Genomic DNA, 16,313 nt, shown 5'->3' on the forward strand with positions numbered 1-16,313 from the left:
CTCAGCAGCCGCCCGCCGGGCGGCTGGGGCTCCTCGGGCCCGGCGGGCGGCTGCTGAGCGGGCTGCCGTACGACACGTGGGACGGCCTCAGCGCCGGGTTGTACGCGCCCCTCGCCAGCGGGGGGTCCGTGGTGCTGTGCCGCAACCTCTCCCAGGCCGGCGAGGAGACTGTGGCCAAGCGGGTGGAGAGCGAGAAGGTGACCGCGACGGCTCGCTGAGAGTTCGGCGAGCGGGGGACGATCGGCCCTGAAGGGGCCTCGTCCTCAAACGCCGGACGGGCTGAAAAGAACGGAATGGGGGGCGTACGTGTGTACGGCCCCCATTCCGTTGCAGCACCTTTCTGCTACAGCACCTTCGACAGGAACGACTTCGTGCGTTCGTGCTGGGGGTCTGTCAGGACGTCTCTCGGGTTGCCCGATTCGACCACTACGCCGCCGTCCATGAAGACGAGGCTGTCGCCGACCTCTCTGGCGAAGCCCATTTCGTGGGTGACGACGACCATCGTCATGCCGGATTCCGCGAGGTCGCGCATGACGTCCAGGACGTCGCCGACGAGTTCCGGGTCCAGGGCCGAGGTGGGCTCGTCGAAGAGCATCAGCTTCGGGTCCATGGCCAGGGCTCGGGCGATGGCCACGCGCTGCTGCTGGCCGCCGGAGAGCTGGGAGGGGTAGTTGCCGGCCTTGTCGGCCAGGCCGACGCGGTCCAGGAGCTGCATCGCGCGGTCCTTGGCCTGGGACTTGGCGGCGCCTCTGACCTGGACCGGGGCTTCCATGATGTTCTCTACGGCCGTCATGTGCGGGAAGAGGTTGAAGCGCTGGAAGACCATGCCGATGTCGCGGCGTTTGAGGGCGACCTCGCTGTCCTTCAGCTCGTACAGCTTGTCGCCCTTCTGGCGGTAGCCGACGAGTTCGCCGTCCACGTACAGGCGGCCGGCGTTGATCTTCTCCAGGTGGTTGATGCAGCGGAGGAAGGTCGACTTGCCGGAGCCGGAGGGGCCGCACAGCAGGACGACCCGCGTGGGGAGGGGAAGGGAACTCACGGGACACCAGTGTGCGGCATGTGCCCTGCTCGGCACGAGTCCGCGGGGTGCCTTTGAAGCGTGCGTCACATCATCGCGGGTCGCCTTTGATGCGTACGGCGCCCTTCAACTACCCTCTGCGTCGACTCGATTACTCCCCGCATCGAAAAGGTGGCAGTGAGATGCCTCAGCACGAGAACGTCCCCTCCTCTTCAGCCGGCCGTCGCACGCTGGCCGCCCTCGCGACCGCCGGGGTCGCCCTCGGGGCCGGCGCCGGGGTGGCCGCCGCGGCCGACGCGCCGGTCGTCGACGCCGTCCGCACGAACCCCTCGGCCCTCGGCCAGATCGACCCCCAGGCGGGCCTCCAAGGAGCGCTCGGCTCCCTCCCGTACGCCACCGGCGCGGTCACCGCCCTCAAGCCGAACCCCCTCGCCGGGACCGGCGTCGACCCGCTCGACAATGGGGCGGGCACGCAGCTCGCCGACTTCCGCCCGATCGCGACCCAGGCGCTGACCGGGCCGGTGGCCCAGGCGCAGTCGATCGGGTCGCTGCCGGTGGTCGGGCAGGTGGCGGGGCTGCTGAAGGGGTGAGGGCGCTCTGCGGGAGGGGGCCAGGACGAGTGACCCCCTCCCCATGGGTGAGCGGTCGTCAGTAGGACGAGCCCGACGCCCCCAGCGAACCGGTCGTGTGCCAGACCGTCTTCGTTTCGAGGAACGCCGTGAGGCGCTCCGTGCCCTGCGGGTCGTTCCAGTCCACAGGCTGTGGACGCAGGACGCGCTTCAGGTTGTCCGCCGCCGCGATCTCCAGCTCCTTCGCCAACTCCTCGTCGGCGCCTGCCAGATCGATCGCGTTGACGTCCTGGTGGGAGGCGAGGGACGGGGTGATCTCGGCCGTGCGGCCGGAGAGGATGTTCACAACTCCGCCCGGGACGTCGGACGTTGCGAGAACCTCGCCCAAAGAGAGCGCGGGCAGCGGGGACTTCTCCGAGGCGATGACCACGGCCGTGTTGCCGGTCGCGATGACCGGGGCGAGCACCGAGACCAGGCCCAGGAAAGAGGACTCCTGGGGCGCCAACACCGCGACCACGCCGGTCGGTTCGGGCGTCGAGAGGTTGAAGTACGGGCCCGCCACCGGGTTCGCGCCGCCCACGAGCTGCGCGATCTTGTCCGTCCAGCCCGCGTACCAGACCCAGCGGTCGATCGCCGCGTCGACCTGAGCCGCGGCCTTGGACTTCGACAGCCCCTCCGCCTCGGCCACTTCACGCGTGAACTGCTCGCGGCGGCCCTCCAGCATCTCGGCGATGCGGTACAGGATCTGACCCCGGTTGTACGCGGTCGCGCCCGACCACCCGCCGAACGCCTTGCGCGCGGCGACGACCGCGTCACGGGCGTCCTTGCGGCTCGACTGGGGCGCGTTGGCCAGCCAGTTGCCCTTCGAGTCGGTCACCTCGTACACCCGGCCGCTCTCGGAACGCGGGAACTTCCCGCCGACGTACAGCTTGTAGGTCTTGAAAACAGACAGCCGATCAACTGGATTCATTTTCATCGCTCGCCCTCCGGGCTAGACGGGGCGAGGTACGCCTCCAGGCCATGGCGACCGCCCTCGCGGCCGTAACCCGACTCCTTGTAACCGCCGAACGGCGAGGTCGGATCGAACTTGTTGAACGTGTTGGACCAGACGACACCCGCGCGCAGCTTGCTCGCGACGGCGAGGATGCGGGAGCCCTTGTCGGTCCAGATACCGGCGGAGAGGCCGTACTGCGTGTTGTTGGCCTTGGCGACGGCCTCGTCCGGCGTGCGGAAGGTCAGCACGGACAGGACGGGGCCGAAGATCTCGTCGCGCGCGATGGTGTGCGCCTGCGTGACGTTCGTGAAGAGCGTCGGCGCGAACCAGTAACCGGAGGACGGGAGTTCACAGGCGGGCGACCACCGCTCGGCGCCCTCCGCCTCACCCTGCTCCGTCAACGCCGTGATGCGCGCGAGCTGTTCGGCGGAGTTGATGGCGCCGATGTCCGTGTTCTTGTCGAGCGGGTCGCCGAGGCGCAAGGTGGAGAGGCGGCGCTTCAGCGCGTCCAGCAGCTCGTCCTGGATCGACTCCTGGACCAGCAACCGGCTTCCGGCGCAGCAGACTTGGCCCTGGTTGAAGAAGATCCCGTTGACGATGCCCTCGACGGCCTGGTCGATCGGGGCGTCGTCGAAGACGATGTTCGCGCCCTTGCCGCCGAGTTCGAGCGTCAGCTTCTTGCGGGTGCCGGCGACGCTGCGGGCGATCTCCTTGCCGACGGCGGTGGAGCCGGTGAAGGCGACCTTGTTCACGTCCGGGTGCGCGACCAGCGCGGCGCCCGAATCCCCGTACCCCGTAAGGATGTTGACGACACCCTTGGGGAGCCCCGCCTGGCGGCAGATGTCGGCGAAGAACAACGCTGACAGGGGAGTCGTCTCGGCGGGCTTCAGGACGACCGTGTTGCCGGTCGCGAGGGCGGGCGCGATCTTCCACGCCAGCATCAGCAACGGGAAGTTCCACGGGATGACTTGACCGGCGACACCGAGCGGACGCGGGTTCGCGCCGTAGCCGGCGTGGTCCAACTTGTCGGCCCAGCCGGCGTAGTAGAAGAAGTGCGCGGCGACGAGCGGGAGGTCGGCGTCCCGCGTCTCCTTGATCGGCTTGCCGTTGTCCAGCGTCTCCAGGACGGCCAGTTCGCGGCTGCGCTCCTGGATGATGCGGGCGATGCGGAAGAGGTACTTCGCGCGCTCGGAGCCGGGCAGCGCGGACCACTTCTCGAACGCCTTGCGGGCGGCCTTGACCGCGCGGTCGACGTCGGCCTCACCGGCCTGCGCGACCTCCGCCAACACCTCTTCCGTGGAAGGGGATACGGACTTGAAGACCTTGCCGTCCGCCGCGTCGGTGAACTCGCCGTCGATGAACAGGCCGTAGGACGGCGCGATGTCGACGACCGAGCGGGACTCGGGGGCGGGTGCGTACTCGAAAGCCATGGGGAATCAGTCCACCGTCACGTAGTCGGGACCGGAGTAGCGGCCGGTGGCCAGCTTCTGACGCTGCATCAGCAGATCGTTGAGGAGGGAGGAGGCGCCGAACCGGAACCAGTGGTTGTCGAGCCAGTCCTCACCGGCCGTCTCGTTCACCAGCACCAGGAACTTGATCGCGTCCTTCGACGTCCGGATGCCGCCCGCGGGCTTCACCCCGACCTGTACGCCGGTCTGCGCGCGGAAGTCGCGCACCGCCTCCAGCATCAACAGGGTGTTCGCGGGAGTCGCGTTGACGGCGACCTTGCCGGTGGACGTCTTGATGAAGTCGGCGCCGGCGATCATGCCCAGCCAGCTCGCGCGCCGGATGTTGTCGTACGTCGACAGCTCGCCGGTCTCGAAGATGACCTTGAGCCGGGCGGCGCCGGACGCCTCCTTCACGGCCACGATCTCGTCGTACACCTTGAGGTAGTTCCCGGCGAGGAACGCACCCCGGTCGATGACCATGTCGATCTCGTCGGCGCCGGCGGCCACGGCGTCGCGGACGTCGGCCAGCTTGACGTCGAGCGCGGCGCGGCCGGCGGGGAAGGCGGTGGCGACGGACGCGACCTTCACGCCGGAACCGGCGACGGCCGCCTTCGCGGTCGCGACCATGTCCGGGTACACGCAGACGGCCGCCGTCGCGGGCGTCGCCCTGTCCGTCGGGTCGGGGTGGACGGCCTTCGCGCCCAGCGCCCGGACCTTGCCGGGGGTGTCCGCGCCTTCCAGCGTCGTCAGGTCGACCATGGAGATCGCCAGGTCGATGGCGTACGCCTTCGCGGTGGTCTTGATCGAACGGGTGCCGAGCGAGGCGGCACGCGCCTCCAGGCCGACCGCGTCGACACCGGGGAGGCCGTGCAGGAAGCGCCGCAGCGTGCTGTCGGACGCGGCGACGTCGGAGAGCGCCGAGCGGGCGGCGGGGGGTGCAGTGGTGGGCATGGTCACCAGATGAGCATATCTACGCGCGTAGCGGATGTATAGGGCCGGTGGTCCTTACCGGGGCTCCGGGGAGGGGCCGGTATGACGCCGGGGTGGCTCTGGGGAGAGGCCGGGGTAGCTCCGGGAAGGTACGGGTACGACGCGTCGCGGTGGCTCCCGGGTATGAGGCCCGCGGCTGGCTCCGCGGGGGGACGGGTACCCCCTACCAGGGGTGGACGGCGTGCCGGGCGCTCGGAAGCGGCCCACCGGCAGAGCCACCGGTACCCCCTACCGGGGTCTGAGGTGGCCCGGCGAGACCCTTCGGGCAGAATCGGGCGCATGACGACCCCCGCACACGAGCCGCAGCCCTCCGGTCCCGCGTACCCGGACCGTGTCTACCGCTCACCCGCCGGCATCGTCGGCGGAGTCCTGCTGCTCGGCATCGGCGGCTGGCTCGGCATCGACGCGGTCGTCGTCGGGCACGGCCGCACGCCGTGGCTGGCACTCGCGACGCTCCTGCTCGCCGTACCCCTGGTGGCGGCCTTCACGATCCGCCCCGCGGTGTACGCCAACGAGGAACGCCTCCGCATCCGCAACCCCTTCCGGGTGATCGTCCTGCCCTGGTCCCAGGTCGCGGTGGTCCGCTCGAACTACACGAACGAGGCGGTCAGCAACGAGGGCGCGAAATTCCAGCTCTGGGCCATCCCGGTCTCCCTCCGGGGCCGCAAGAAGGCCGCCCGCCGCGCAGCCCGGGCGAACTCCGGCGAACGCTCCGGCGGACTCACCGGCGGGGCCATGCCCGGCCTCACCACCGGCTGGCGCACCACCGACGTCGACACGGGCGACACCCTCTCCTCCGGCGACCGCTCCATGGCAGACCTGCGCTCCCTCCACGAGGGCTACCGCCCGGGCACCGAATCCGAGACCGCCCCGACCGAGGTGACCGTCCGCTGGGCGTGGGAGGTACTGGGGCCCATCGCCGCGGGGGCGGTGGTCCTGGTGATCCTGCTCGCGGTGGGGTGATCCACGCGGCTCGCGCGCTCCGCGTCGTACCGCATGGCGATCTCTCGCATGTATGTACGACATACCCCTGGGGGAGGGTGTACCCAGCGACGTGAGAGCTAGGGGGAGCCGTGGTCAGGACTCGGCGGCAGTGGCGTGCCCGGGGCGGGGCGAAGCGTGTCGTACCCGGACGGGGAAGACGGATGCTCGGTGGCGTCGGCCGACGGCTGAGGGCGCACCGGGGCTGGGTGGCGGGGGTCGCCGCGCTCGCCGTGCTCGGGTCGATCGGGTTCGCCCTGTTCGGCGGCGGTGACGAGGAGACCGCGAGCACTCCCCCCGACCCACGCGCGCGGGAGTACCGGGACTTCGACGCGTGCCTGCTGACCGGGGCGGACGGCATCGCACGCGGGACGGTCGCGGCGACCGTCTGGGACGGCATGCAGCAGGCGTCGAAGGAGACCCGCGCCCGCGTGACCTACGTACCCGTCACGGGGGAGCAGACCGCCGACAACGCGCGACCGTTCGTGAACGGGCTCGTCCAGAGGCAGTGCGACGTCGTCCTGGCCGTGGGTACCCCGCAGGTGCGAGCCGCGGAGGCCGCCGCAGGTCAGCACCCCTCGGTGTCGTTCCTCGTGATCGGCGCGCGTGGGTGGCCGAGGTCGGCACCCCAAGCGTGAACGCCGGTATCCACCCCAGGTAGGTCAGCCTCACTGCGCGGTGGGCAGCACCTTGTCCTCGACGAAGTCCTACCCGGCAACCCGTAGATCACGGAGGGCGCGGGGGACGTCAGGTCGGCCGATGCCGCAGCGGCGAACGGCGCCACGCTCCCCGCGTTGAGCATGCCGAAGTTGTCCCTCTCGGCCCTGTGGGCCTGGGCCAACACCTCCCCGCTCGACACCCCCGACCAGGAGAGTGGCACCGCCGAGGGCAAGAGCCACACCGCCTCCACGGCCGCCACCAGTGCGGACGGCGGCACCGGGCGCGCCGCCGGTGAGGGGCAGGGGCAACTCGACCCGTACGAACGGCCGGTGACCGAGACCGAGCAGGTCACCACCGGACCGGCCGCCCCCACCGAGGGCAGCTTCGACCCCGCCACCAGCGAGCGCGACCCGGCCAAGTCCACCGCCACCTCTGACTACTTCGTCAACACGGACGGCTCCACCACGGTCCGCCACTACACCGGGCGCACCAACTTCCAAGGATCGGACGGCCGTTGGCAGCCGATCGACACGAGCCTGGTGGAAGGCGCGGACGGCAGGTTCACCCAGGACGCCAACTCCCTCGACGTCGAGTTCGCCGCGCACGCGGACGACGCCGCGCTGGCCTCCGTCGCCCTGGGCGACGGACGCGCCCTGTCGTACACCCTGGACGGCGCGCGGCAGGCCGCGGCGGTCGAGAACACGGACGGCACCCTCGTCTACTCGCAGGTCCTGCCCGGCACGGACGTCCAACTCGTGCCGATCGCCGACGGGTTCAAGGAGAACCTCGTCCTGAACTCGCCGGACGCGGCGAACTCCTGGCTCTTCCGGCTGGACACCGAAGGGCTGACCCCGCGCCTCGCCGACACCGGCGACGTCGAGTTCACCGGCGCGGACGGCAAGGTCGCCGCGACGATCCCGCACGCCTACATGGTCGACTCGAAGACCGACCCGCGCTCCGGCGAGGGCGCGCGGTCGGCGCAGGTGTCGTACGAACTGACCACGGTGGACGGGAAGTCGGCGCTGCGGATGACCGCCGACCGCAGCTGGCTGGACGACCCCGAGCGGGTCTACCCGGTGACCGTCGACCCGACGACCGTCGTCGCGGCGAGCGAGAGTACGTACGTACAGAGCGACGCCGCTCTGAACCGCTCCACCGAGACGCAGATCAAGGTCGGTTCGTACGACGCGGGCACCAACAAGGCCAACTCCTTCCTCCAGTTCTCCTCGCTGGCCTCGAAGATCGCCGGACAGAAGGTGTCCGCCGCGACCCTCAACGTGTGGGCGCTGTGGGCCTCGGTGTGCGACCCCACGCCGTTCTCGGTGTACCCCGTGACCCAGGCGTGGGTGCCGTCGACGACCACGACCTACCCCGGTCCCACGGTCGGCACCGCCATCGGCACCGCGTCCGTGAACCCCGGCGCCGCCTGCGGCAACCTGGACGGCAGCGCCGACGTCGGGGTGAAGATGCCGGTGACGCTGTCGACGTCCTGGTTCACGCAGGTCGCCACCGGCGGCGCCAACCACGGCCTGGCGCTGGCCGCCCCGACCGGCGACGGGCAGCACTGGAAGCGTTTCCACTCCGACAACTCCGCGACCGCCGCCTGGCGTCCCTCGCTGGACCTGACCTACGCCGCCAACACCCAGCCGCAGGTCAACGCGCAGTACCCGCCCGAGAACTTCCAGGCCAACACGCTCCAGCCGGAGCTGCTGGTCTACGCGAGCGACGCCGACAAGTGGCCCAATGCGACGCTGAGTTACGAGTTCGAGGTGTACGACGCCGACTCGGCGAGCACCACCCCGGTCGTCACGTCCGGCAGTCTCGCCAAGAGCAGCTGGAAGATACCCGCCGGCAAACTGAAGTGGTCGAAGAACTACGCCTGGTACGTGGGCGTTTCGGACGGCTACGACGAGGTGACGTACTCCAGCCGCTTCACCACCGCCGTACCGCAGCCGCCGGTCACCTCCGGCCTCGCGCAGAACACGGACGGCCACGAGTTCGACCCCTCGGACGGCAACTACACCACCGAGGACACCGACGCGGACATCGACGTCGTCGGCCCCTCCCTCCAGATCGACCGCTCCTACAACAGCCTCGACCCGCGCACGGACGGCGCGTTCGGCGCCGGCTGGTCGACGGTCGCCGACATGAAGGCCGCCGAGGCCAAGGACCCCTCCGGCGCGGTCACCAGCGTGGTCATCACCTACCCCGGCGGCGAGCAGGTCGCCTTCGGCCGCAACAGCGACGGCACCTTCCAGCCGCCGCTCGGCCGCTACGCCCGGCTGCTCGCGGTCTCCGGCGGCGGATACACGCTGACGGACAAGGAGTTCACCGAGTACGCCTTCAAGCAGGCCACCGCGAAGACCGGCACGTACGCGATCTCCGGGATCAAGGACTACGCCGGCCGCGGTGAGACCTTCACCTACAACACGGCCAAACAGCTCACGAAGATCACGAACGACACGGCCAAGCGGTCCCTGTCGCTGACCTGGACCACCCCCGCCGGCGCCACCACCGCGCACGTCGACACGGTCTTCACCGCACCCGCCGACCCCAACGACACGTCGTCCGCGCAGACTTGGAAGTACGGATACTCCGGCGACCAGCTCACCTCGGTCTGCCCGCCGGCCGACCAGTCGCGTTGCACGGTGTACCGCTACACCACCGGCAACCACTACCGCACCACCGTCCTCGACGCCGACCCGTACGCCTACTGGCGGCTCGGCGAGGCGAGCGGGACGACGGTGGCCAAGGACTCCGTCGACACCAACCAGGGCCGCTACAACGGCACTTACCGCAACGTGACCCTGGGTAGCGCGGCCTTCCTCGCCGGTTCGACGCAGACCACGGCGACCTTCAACGGCACGACGTCCTACGTGGAGATGCCCTCCGCACCCGGCGCGACACCCTCGTACATGACCGTCTCGCTCTGGTTCAGGACGACCACCGCGGGTGGGGTGCTCTTCTACTGCGGCGACAAGCCGCTCAGTGACGCCGACCCGGTCGCCGGCACCACGAAGAACACCCCGGCGGTGTACGTCGGCACGGACGGGAAACTGCGCGGCTGCCTTGCCATGTCGCCGAGTTGCAGCCCCACGGCGGTCTCCTCGGCGACCGTCACCGACGGGCAGTGGCACAACGCGGTCCTCACCGGACAGGCCGGCAGCCAGACCCTGTACCTGGACGGTGTCGCCCAGGGCTCGCTGACCGGGGCCATCAACGACTGGGAGCAGCCCTACATCTCGCTCGGCGCCGGCGTGAACACGCAGGGCTGGCCCGCGATGAACCCGAACGACCAACTCGGCCACTACACGGGGCAGATGGCCGAGGTGGCGATCTACTCCGAGCCGCTCGACCCGTCCGTGATCACCGCCCAGTACCAGGCCGCCAAGCGGTCCGCCGGGCTCCTCGACAAGATCATCACGCCGAACGGGAAGGTCCAGGCGCAGGTCGAGTACGGGAAGACCGACGACCTCGTACAGCGGGTCACCGACGGCGAGGGCGGCGTCTGGAAGCTCAACACCCCCACCGTCACCGGCTCTTCGCAGGTCTACCGCTCGGCGGTGATGGGGTCGGCGCCGGCCGGGTACTGGCGCCTGGGCGACACCCTCGGCGCACCCGAGGCCGCGAACGAGGTGCACACCGGGTTCGGCACGTACAACACCGCCACGCAAGGCGTCGCCGGGCCGTTCGGGGCCGGGGACTCAACTGCCGCGACGTTCGACGGGACTTCGTCGTACGCGGAGATACCGTTCACCCCCTGGCACGGCTCCTCGGCGCGCGCCGTCGAGCTGTGGTTCAGGACCGCGAGCCCGGGCGTGCTCCTCTCCGACCAGTCGCAGCCGCCCAACCTGCCGGCACCGACCGGTACGTGGAGTCCGCTGCTGTACGTCGGAGCGGACGGGAAGCTGCACGGGCACTGGTGGAGCGGCGGCAACGCGGGAGCCGCGTTCGGGTCGACGGGTGCGGTCAACGACAACGCCTGGCACCACGCGGTCCTCACCGCCGACGGCACGACCCAGACCCTGTACGTCGACGGCGTCAAGCAGGCCGACCTCACCAGCGGCGTCAACGACCAGTCGAACACCCGCACGTTCGTCGGCGCGGGCTTCGTCAAGAACGGCTGGGTCAGCTCACCCGGCGACGTCAGCTACTTCAAGGGGTCGATCGCCGAAGTCGCCACGTACGGACACTCCCTGATGGAAGATCAGGTCGAGCAGCACTGGTCCGCGTACAAGGCGTCCTCCGGCGTCGCCCCGGTGCGCACGGTCACACTCACCGACCCCACCGACAAGACCCTCACCTACGTGTACGACGCGGAACTCGGCAACCGGCTGCTCGCCGCCATCGACACCAACGGCAAGCGCACGACGTACGGTTACGACACCTCCGGCTTCCTGCACACGGTGACGGACGCCAACGGCAACCGCGGCATCACCGGCCACGACATCCGCGGCAACACCGTCTCCCGGACCGACTGCCAGGACACGGCCGCCGGCAGGTGCGCCACCGAGTACTACACGTACTACCCCGACTCGACGACCGCGTTCCCCGCCATGGACCCCCGCAACGACCTGCTCCTCACCGAGCGGGACGCGCGCTCCTCGTCCGCGACCGACACCACGTACCTGACGAGCTACACGTACGACACCGCCGGCAACCTCCTGTCGGTGACGGGTCCGCCGGTCGCGGGACACCCCAACGGCCGTACCGCGACGACGAGTTACACGACTTCCAGCACGGCCGCAGCCGAAGGCGGTACGGCCGTGGCCCCCGCCGGCCTGGTCGACACGGTGACCACTCCCGGCGGCAGACGCACCAAGAACGTCTACTACGCCAACGGCGACCTCGCCGAGACCACCGACGCGAACGGCGCGAAGGCCAAGTACACCTACGACAGCCTCGGCCGCCGACTGACCCGTACGGAGGTCTCCGACGCCCAGCCGGACGGGCTCGTCACCTCCTGGACATACGACAAGAACGACCAGGTCCTCACCGAGACCAGCCCGGCCGTCACCAACCGGGTCAGCGGCGCCGAGCACCGGGCCAGGACGTCCACCGCCTTCGACGCGGACGGCAACGTCGTCTCCCAGACGGTCTCCGACCTGACCGGCGGCGACACCGCACGCGTCACCTCGATGACGTACGACACCTACAACCGCCTCGCCTCGCGCACCGATCCGGGCGGCGGCGTCACCTCGTACGAGTACGACGTCTACGGCAACAAGGTGAAGGAGACCGACCCCGAAGGGAACGTCAGCACCTACACCTACGACGCCGAGGGCCGCCCCCTCACCACCAACCTCCTTGACTACACCGGCGATCCGCAGAACCCGCAGGGGCCGGCCACCCTGGTGCAGGAGTCCCGGGCCTACGACCCGGCGGGCCGGCTCGCCTCGCTCACCGACGCGATGGGCTGGGTCACGGCGTACACCTACACCGACGACGGCCTCACCGCCTCCGTGGTCCGCAAGGACCCGGCGAACGGCAAGCAGTTCGTCGAACAGGCCAACACCTATGACCTGGCGGGGAACTTGACCCGGCAGATCACCAACGACGGCCGCACCACGACCACGTTCGCGGTCGACGCCGCCGACCGCGTCACCTCCTCGGTGCTCGACCCGGCCGGCGCCGGCCGCACCACGAAGGTGGCCTACGACCCGGACGACAACGTCGTGACGGAGTCCGAGTACGACCCGGCGACCGGCGACACCGACACCCGCGACACCCGCTACGACCGGCTCGGCAACGTCACCGGCACCACCGTCCACGACGGCACCGCCGCACCCGTCGGCCGCTGGAAGCTCGCCGAGACCAGCGGCCTCGCCGCCGCCGACTCCTCGGGCGGCAACAACAAGGTGACACTGGGCAGTTCGGTCACCCGCTCCACCGAGAAGGGCGGCGCGGCCGTCTTCAACGCGGCCGCGAACGCCTACGGCAAGGCGGACGGACCGGCCGTCAACACCAGCGGCAGCTTCACCGTCTCCGCATGGGTCAAGCTCGGCTCGACGAGCGCCAACAGCACCTTCGTCGCGCAGGACGGCGACGTCGCGAGCGGCTTCCAGCTGTACTACGCTACCGGAGCCGGCTGGACCTTCAACCGGCACTCCGCGGACGTCACCAGCCCCACCATCACCCGTGCCTCCTCCGGCACTTCGGCGGTGACCACCAACACCTGGACCCATCTCACCGGCGTCTACGACCAGTCGGCGGCGGCGCTGCGCCTGTACGTCAACGGCACCCAGGCCGGCACCGCCGCCTTCACCACCCCGTGGGAGGCCACCGGCCCGCTCCAGCTCGGCCGCCGCCTCTACCAGGGCACCTACGGCGAGAACGCGCAGGGCCAGATTGCCGACGTCCAGGTCTACGGCGAGGCGCTGACCCCCGCGCAGGTGTCGGCCGTGTACGGCAACACCCTTCCCGCGTCCGGCAGTTCGGTCCGCACGACAAGCTGGAAACTGGACCAGCGGGGCCTGCCGACCGCGATGACCGACCCGGCGGGCAACACCACCGACTACGCCTACGACACGGCGGCCCAGCAGACCGTGGTCACCGAACCGGCCGTCAACGCCGAACACGACGGCGGCGCACCGGAGTCGATCCGTCCGATCTCGATGACCGGGTACAACACCTTCGGCGAGGTCACGGAGACGTACGACCCGAGTGGCAGGAAGACCGTCGTCGCCTACGACGCGGACGGCCAGGAGACCTCGACCACCCTGCCCGGCTACACCCCGCCGGGATCCACCACGCCCATCACGGCGACCTCCTGGAACGAGTACAACAAGCTCGGCCAGGTCACCGCCGAGGTCGACCCGCTGGGCAACCGCACGACGTACACCTACACGCAGCTCGGCGACCTCGCCTCGGTCACCGAACCGGGCGGCGGGAAGTCGACGTTCGCCTACACCCCGAACGGCGACCTGCTGTCGGCGACCCGGCCGGGCGGCGCCCGCGAGGAGTCCACCTGGGACTACCTCGGACGCGAGCTGACCAGCACGGACATCGTGCGCCAGCCGACGCAGCGGGCGTACACGGCGATCAACGAGTACGACGCGCCGGGCGGCGACCTCTCCCGGACCGTCAGCCCCACGGGGGTCACGCAGTCCTACGTCTACAACGCGCTCGGCGAGGTCACCGAGGCCACGGACGGCGCCGGGAACACCTCCACGTACACGTACACGATGGACGGCCAGGTCCTCACCGCGACCGACCCGGACGGCACCAGTACCCGTCGTACCTACGACGGATACGGCCAGTTGACGGCCGTCAGCGACGTGGACGCGGGCGGCCTGGTGCTGCGCACCAGCCGTACCACCTACGACCGGTCCGGCAACCCGGTGACGGCGACCGACCCCCGGGGTCATACCGCCACTCTCACGTACGACGCGACCGGCCTGGTCACGAAGTCGGTCGAGCCGGTCTCCGCGACCGAGTCGGTCACCACGTCCTACGGGTACGACGCGGCCGGCAACCTCACGCGCTACACCGACGGCCGGGGCAACCCGTACATCACCACGTACAACGCGTGGGGCCTGCCGGAGTCGGCGATCGAGCCGTCCACCCCCGCGCATCCGGCCCTGGCGGACCGCACGTTCACCACGGTGTACGACGCGGCCGGACGGCCGTCCGAGCAGCGTTCGCCGGGCGGAGTGGTCGTCACCCAGGAGTACGACGCGAAGAGCCGGCTGGTGAAGCAGACCGGCACGGGCGCGGAGGCGGCGACCGCCGACCACACCTACACCTACGACTCCGACGACCGGGTCACCTCGGTGACAGGCACCGACGCCGGAAGGAACACGTTCACCTACGACGACCGGGGGCTCCTGCTGTCGGCGTCCGGTCCGTCCGGCGACTCCTCCTTCGTCTACGACGGCGACGGCGGGATGACCTCGCGGACCGACGCCTCCGGGACCTCGACGTACGCCTACGACACGGCGGGCCGGGTCCAGACGGTCGGCGACGCGGCCACCGGGAGCAGCCAGTCGTACACCTACGACGTCAACAGCCGTGTCAAACAGGTCGACTACGGCAGCGGCAAGTCCAAGAGGGACTACGCCTACGACGCGTTGGACCGGCCCACCTCGGACAAACTGACCTCGCCGACCGGCAGGACGGTGGCGTCGATCGCGTACGGCTGGGACGAGAACGACAACCTGACGTCGAAGACGACGACAGGGGTCGCCGGCGCCTCCACGAACACCTACACCTACGACTGGGCGGACCGGCTGGCCTCGTGGAACAACGGGACCACCACCGAGGTCTACGGGTACGACGCCTCCGGCAACCGGACCCGGGTCGGCGGTGACACGTACACCTACGACGCGCGCAGCCGGCTCACCTCGGACGGGCACACGTCGTACGCGTACACCCCGAGAGGGACCCTGCGGAGTACTACCGCCGAGGACGGCACGCAGACCTCGGTCGCGGCCGACGCCTTCAACCGGGTCATCAGCGAGGGCGACCGGTCGTACGCGTACGACGGACTCGACCGGGTGCTCGGTGCGAAGGACCAGAACGGGGTAGACGTCTACTCCTTCCAGTACAGCGGCGTCGGCAACGACGTCGCGTCGGACGGGACCGCGACGTACAGCCGTAGCGCCGACGGGTCGCTGCTGGGCGTGAAGACGCCGGTGTCGTCGGCGCTCGTGTGGACGGACCTCCACGACGACGTGGTCGGGCAGTTCACGGCCACCGGGGAGACCCTGTCCGGGTCGGCGAGCTACACGCCGTTCGGGAAGGTCACCGCCTCGACCGGGCTGGTCGGCAACCTCGGCTACCAGTCCGGGTGGACCGACCCGGAGACCGCCAAGGTCAACATGGCGGCGCGGTGGTACTCGCCGGAGGCCGGGCAGTTCCTGAGCCGCGACACGGTGTCCAACAGTCCGCTGCCGGACTCCGTGAACGCGAACCGGTACGCGTACGCCAACCAGAATCCGATGACGGGGACGGACCCGACCGGGCACGGGTTCCTCAGCGGCCTGAAGAAGGTCGGCAAGAAACTCGCGTCGAAGGCCAAAGCCAAGGCGAAGAGCGTCGCGAAGTCGGCGTGGAAGAGGGCGCCCGCAGTCGTCAAGAAGGCCGCGGCGCAGGCCAAGAAGACCGTGGCGGCGGTCAAGAAGGTCGCGAAGGCTGCCGGGCGGCAGGTGTATCGCTCGGTCAAGAAGAAAGTGCGGTACGTCCAGGACACGTACAAAAAGGCCAAGCGGTACGTCAAACGGACGTACAAGGCGGTGAAACGGAAGGCCCACAAGGTCGTCCAGTACGTCAAGAAGACGGCCCGGGTTCTTTCGGATGTCGGCAAGAGCGTGGCGAAGAAGGCCGTCGCGACGGGGAAGAAGGCCGCGAGGAAGATCGGCAGCGGTGCCGCGAAGGCGGTGAAGGCATCGGCCAACTTCGTGAAGAAGCACGCCTCGACGATCGTGTCGGTCGCGGTGGGGGTGGCGGTCTTCGCGGGGTGCACGGCGGCGACCGCGGGCGCCGGCGTGGTGGGCTGCGGGGCGCTCGCGGGGGCGGCTGCCAGTGGTGCCGGCTACCTGATGAGCGACGGCCCCAAGTCTGTGGGCGGCTTCCTGGGGGCGGCGGCGCTCGGCGGGCTGACCGGTGCGCTCAGCGGTGCGGCGGGGGGCCTCGCGACGAACGCGGTGGGGCGT

General features: G+C 70.0%; 7 protein-coding genes and 2 pseudogenes. 5 read left to right on the forward strand and 4 right to left on the reverse strand.

Annotation, left to right across the window (positions count from 1 at the left end; genetic code table 11):
• Positions 1 to 218 (forward strand): annotated as a pseudogene (locus AOK24_RS17730) (TIGR03089 family protein); the annotation flags it as partial.
• Positions 219 to 343: 125 nt separating this feature from the next.
• Here the strand turns inward: AOK24_RS17730 and AOK24_RS17735 are convergent.
• A pseudogene (locus tag AOK24_RS17735) lies at positions 344 to 1,012 on the reverse strand (amino acid ABC transporter ATP-binding protein); the annotation flags it as partial.
• A gap of 188 nt (positions 1,013 to 1,200) precedes the next feature.
• On the opposite strand from AOK24_RS17735, the gene AOK24_RS17740 reads away from it, so the two are divergent.
• A complete protein-coding gene (locus AOK24_RS17740; RefSeq protein WP_055721050.1) occupies positions 1,201 to 1,608 on the forward strand; it encodes a hypothetical protein in 408 nt (135 codons plus the stop codon).
• Positions 1,609 to 1,666: 58 nt separating this feature from the next.
• Here AOK24_RS17740 and AOK24_RS17745 read toward each other — a convergent pair whose 3' ends face one another.
• Genes AOK24_RS17745 through deoC form a run of 3 tightly spaced genes read right to left on the reverse strand, consistent with a single transcriptional unit; the run spans position 1,667 to position 4,980 of the window.
• Positions 1,667 to 2,557: an aldehyde dehydrogenase family protein gene (locus AOK24_RS17745; protein ID WP_055721051.1), complete on the reverse strand. Its 891-nt coding sequence runs from the start codon at positions 2,555 to 2,557 to the stop codon at positions 1,667 to 1,669.
• Positions 2,558 to 2,559: 2 nt separating this feature from the next.
• Entirely contained in the window at positions 2,560 to 4,011 is a 1,452-nt protein-coding gene (locus tag AOK24_RS17750) for an aldehyde dehydrogenase family protein (protein WP_055721052.1), read from the reverse strand.
• 6 nt (positions 4,012 to 4,017) lie between these two features.
• The gene (deoC, locus tag AOK24_RS17755; RefSeq protein WP_055721053.1) at positions 4,018 to 4,980 is read right to left on the reverse strand and encodes a deoxyribose-phosphate aldolase; all 963 of its coding nucleotides are present in this window, start codon (positions 4,978 to 4,980) and stop codon (positions 4,018 to 4,020) included.
• A gap of 318 nt (positions 4,981 to 5,298) precedes the next feature.
• On the opposite strand from deoC, the gene AOK24_RS17760 reads away from it, so the two are divergent.
• The 3 genes from AOK24_RS17760 to AOK24_RS17770 all read left to right on the forward strand — a co-directional run.
• Positions 5,299 to 5,982, forward strand: coding sequence for a PH domain-containing protein (locus AOK24_RS17760; protein ID WP_055721054.1), 684 nt, complete (start codon positions 5,299 to 5,301; stop codon positions 5,980 to 5,982).
• A gap of 182 nt (positions 5,983 to 6,164) precedes the next feature.
• Positions 6,165 to 6,638: a type 1 periplasmic-binding domain-containing protein gene (locus AOK24_RS17765; RefSeq protein WP_055721055.1), complete on the forward strand. Its 474-nt coding sequence runs from the start codon at positions 6,165 to 6,167 to the stop codon at positions 6,636 to 6,638.
• 162 nt (positions 6,639 to 6,800) lie between these two features.
• Positions 6,801 to 16,313 (forward strand): LamG-like jellyroll fold domain-containing protein (locus tag AOK24_RS17770; protein ID WP_240553987.1); only part of this gene is annotated, 9,513 nt, incomplete at its 3' end.

It is taken from the genome of Streptomyces niveiscabiei, assembly GCF_001419795.1.
Lineage (GTDB): Bacteria > Actinomycetota > Actinomycetes > Streptomycetales > Streptomycetaceae > Streptomyces > Streptomyces niveiscabiei.

What these genes read in the sequence shown, in the direction of transcription:
- AOK24_RS17750 (WP_055721052.1), bottom strand. Translation starts at nt 4,011, where the DNA reads ATGGCTTTCGAGTACGCACCCGCCCCCGAGTCCCGCTCGGTCGTCGAC.
- AOK24_RS17765 (WP_055721055.1), top strand. Translation starts at nt 6,165, where the DNA reads ATGCTCGGTGGCGTCGGCCGACGGCTGAGGGCGCACCGGGGCTGGGTG.
- AOK24_RS17740 (WP_055721050.1), top strand. Translation starts at nt 1,201, where the DNA reads ATGCCTCAGCACGAGAACGTCCCCTCCTCTTCAGCCGGCCGTCGCACG.
- AOK24_RS17745 (WP_055721051.1), bottom strand. Translation starts at nt 2,557, where the DNA reads ATGAATCCAGTTGATCGGCTGTCTGTTTTCAAGACCTACAAGCTGTAC.
- AOK24_RS17760 (WP_055721054.1), top strand. Translation starts at nt 5,299, where the DNA reads ATGACGACCCCCGCACACGAGCCGCAGCCCTCCGGTCCCGCGTACCCG.
- deoC (WP_055721053.1), bottom strand. Translation starts at nt 4,980, where the DNA reads ATGCCCACCACTGCACCCCCCGCCGCCCGCTCGGCGCTCTCCGACGTC.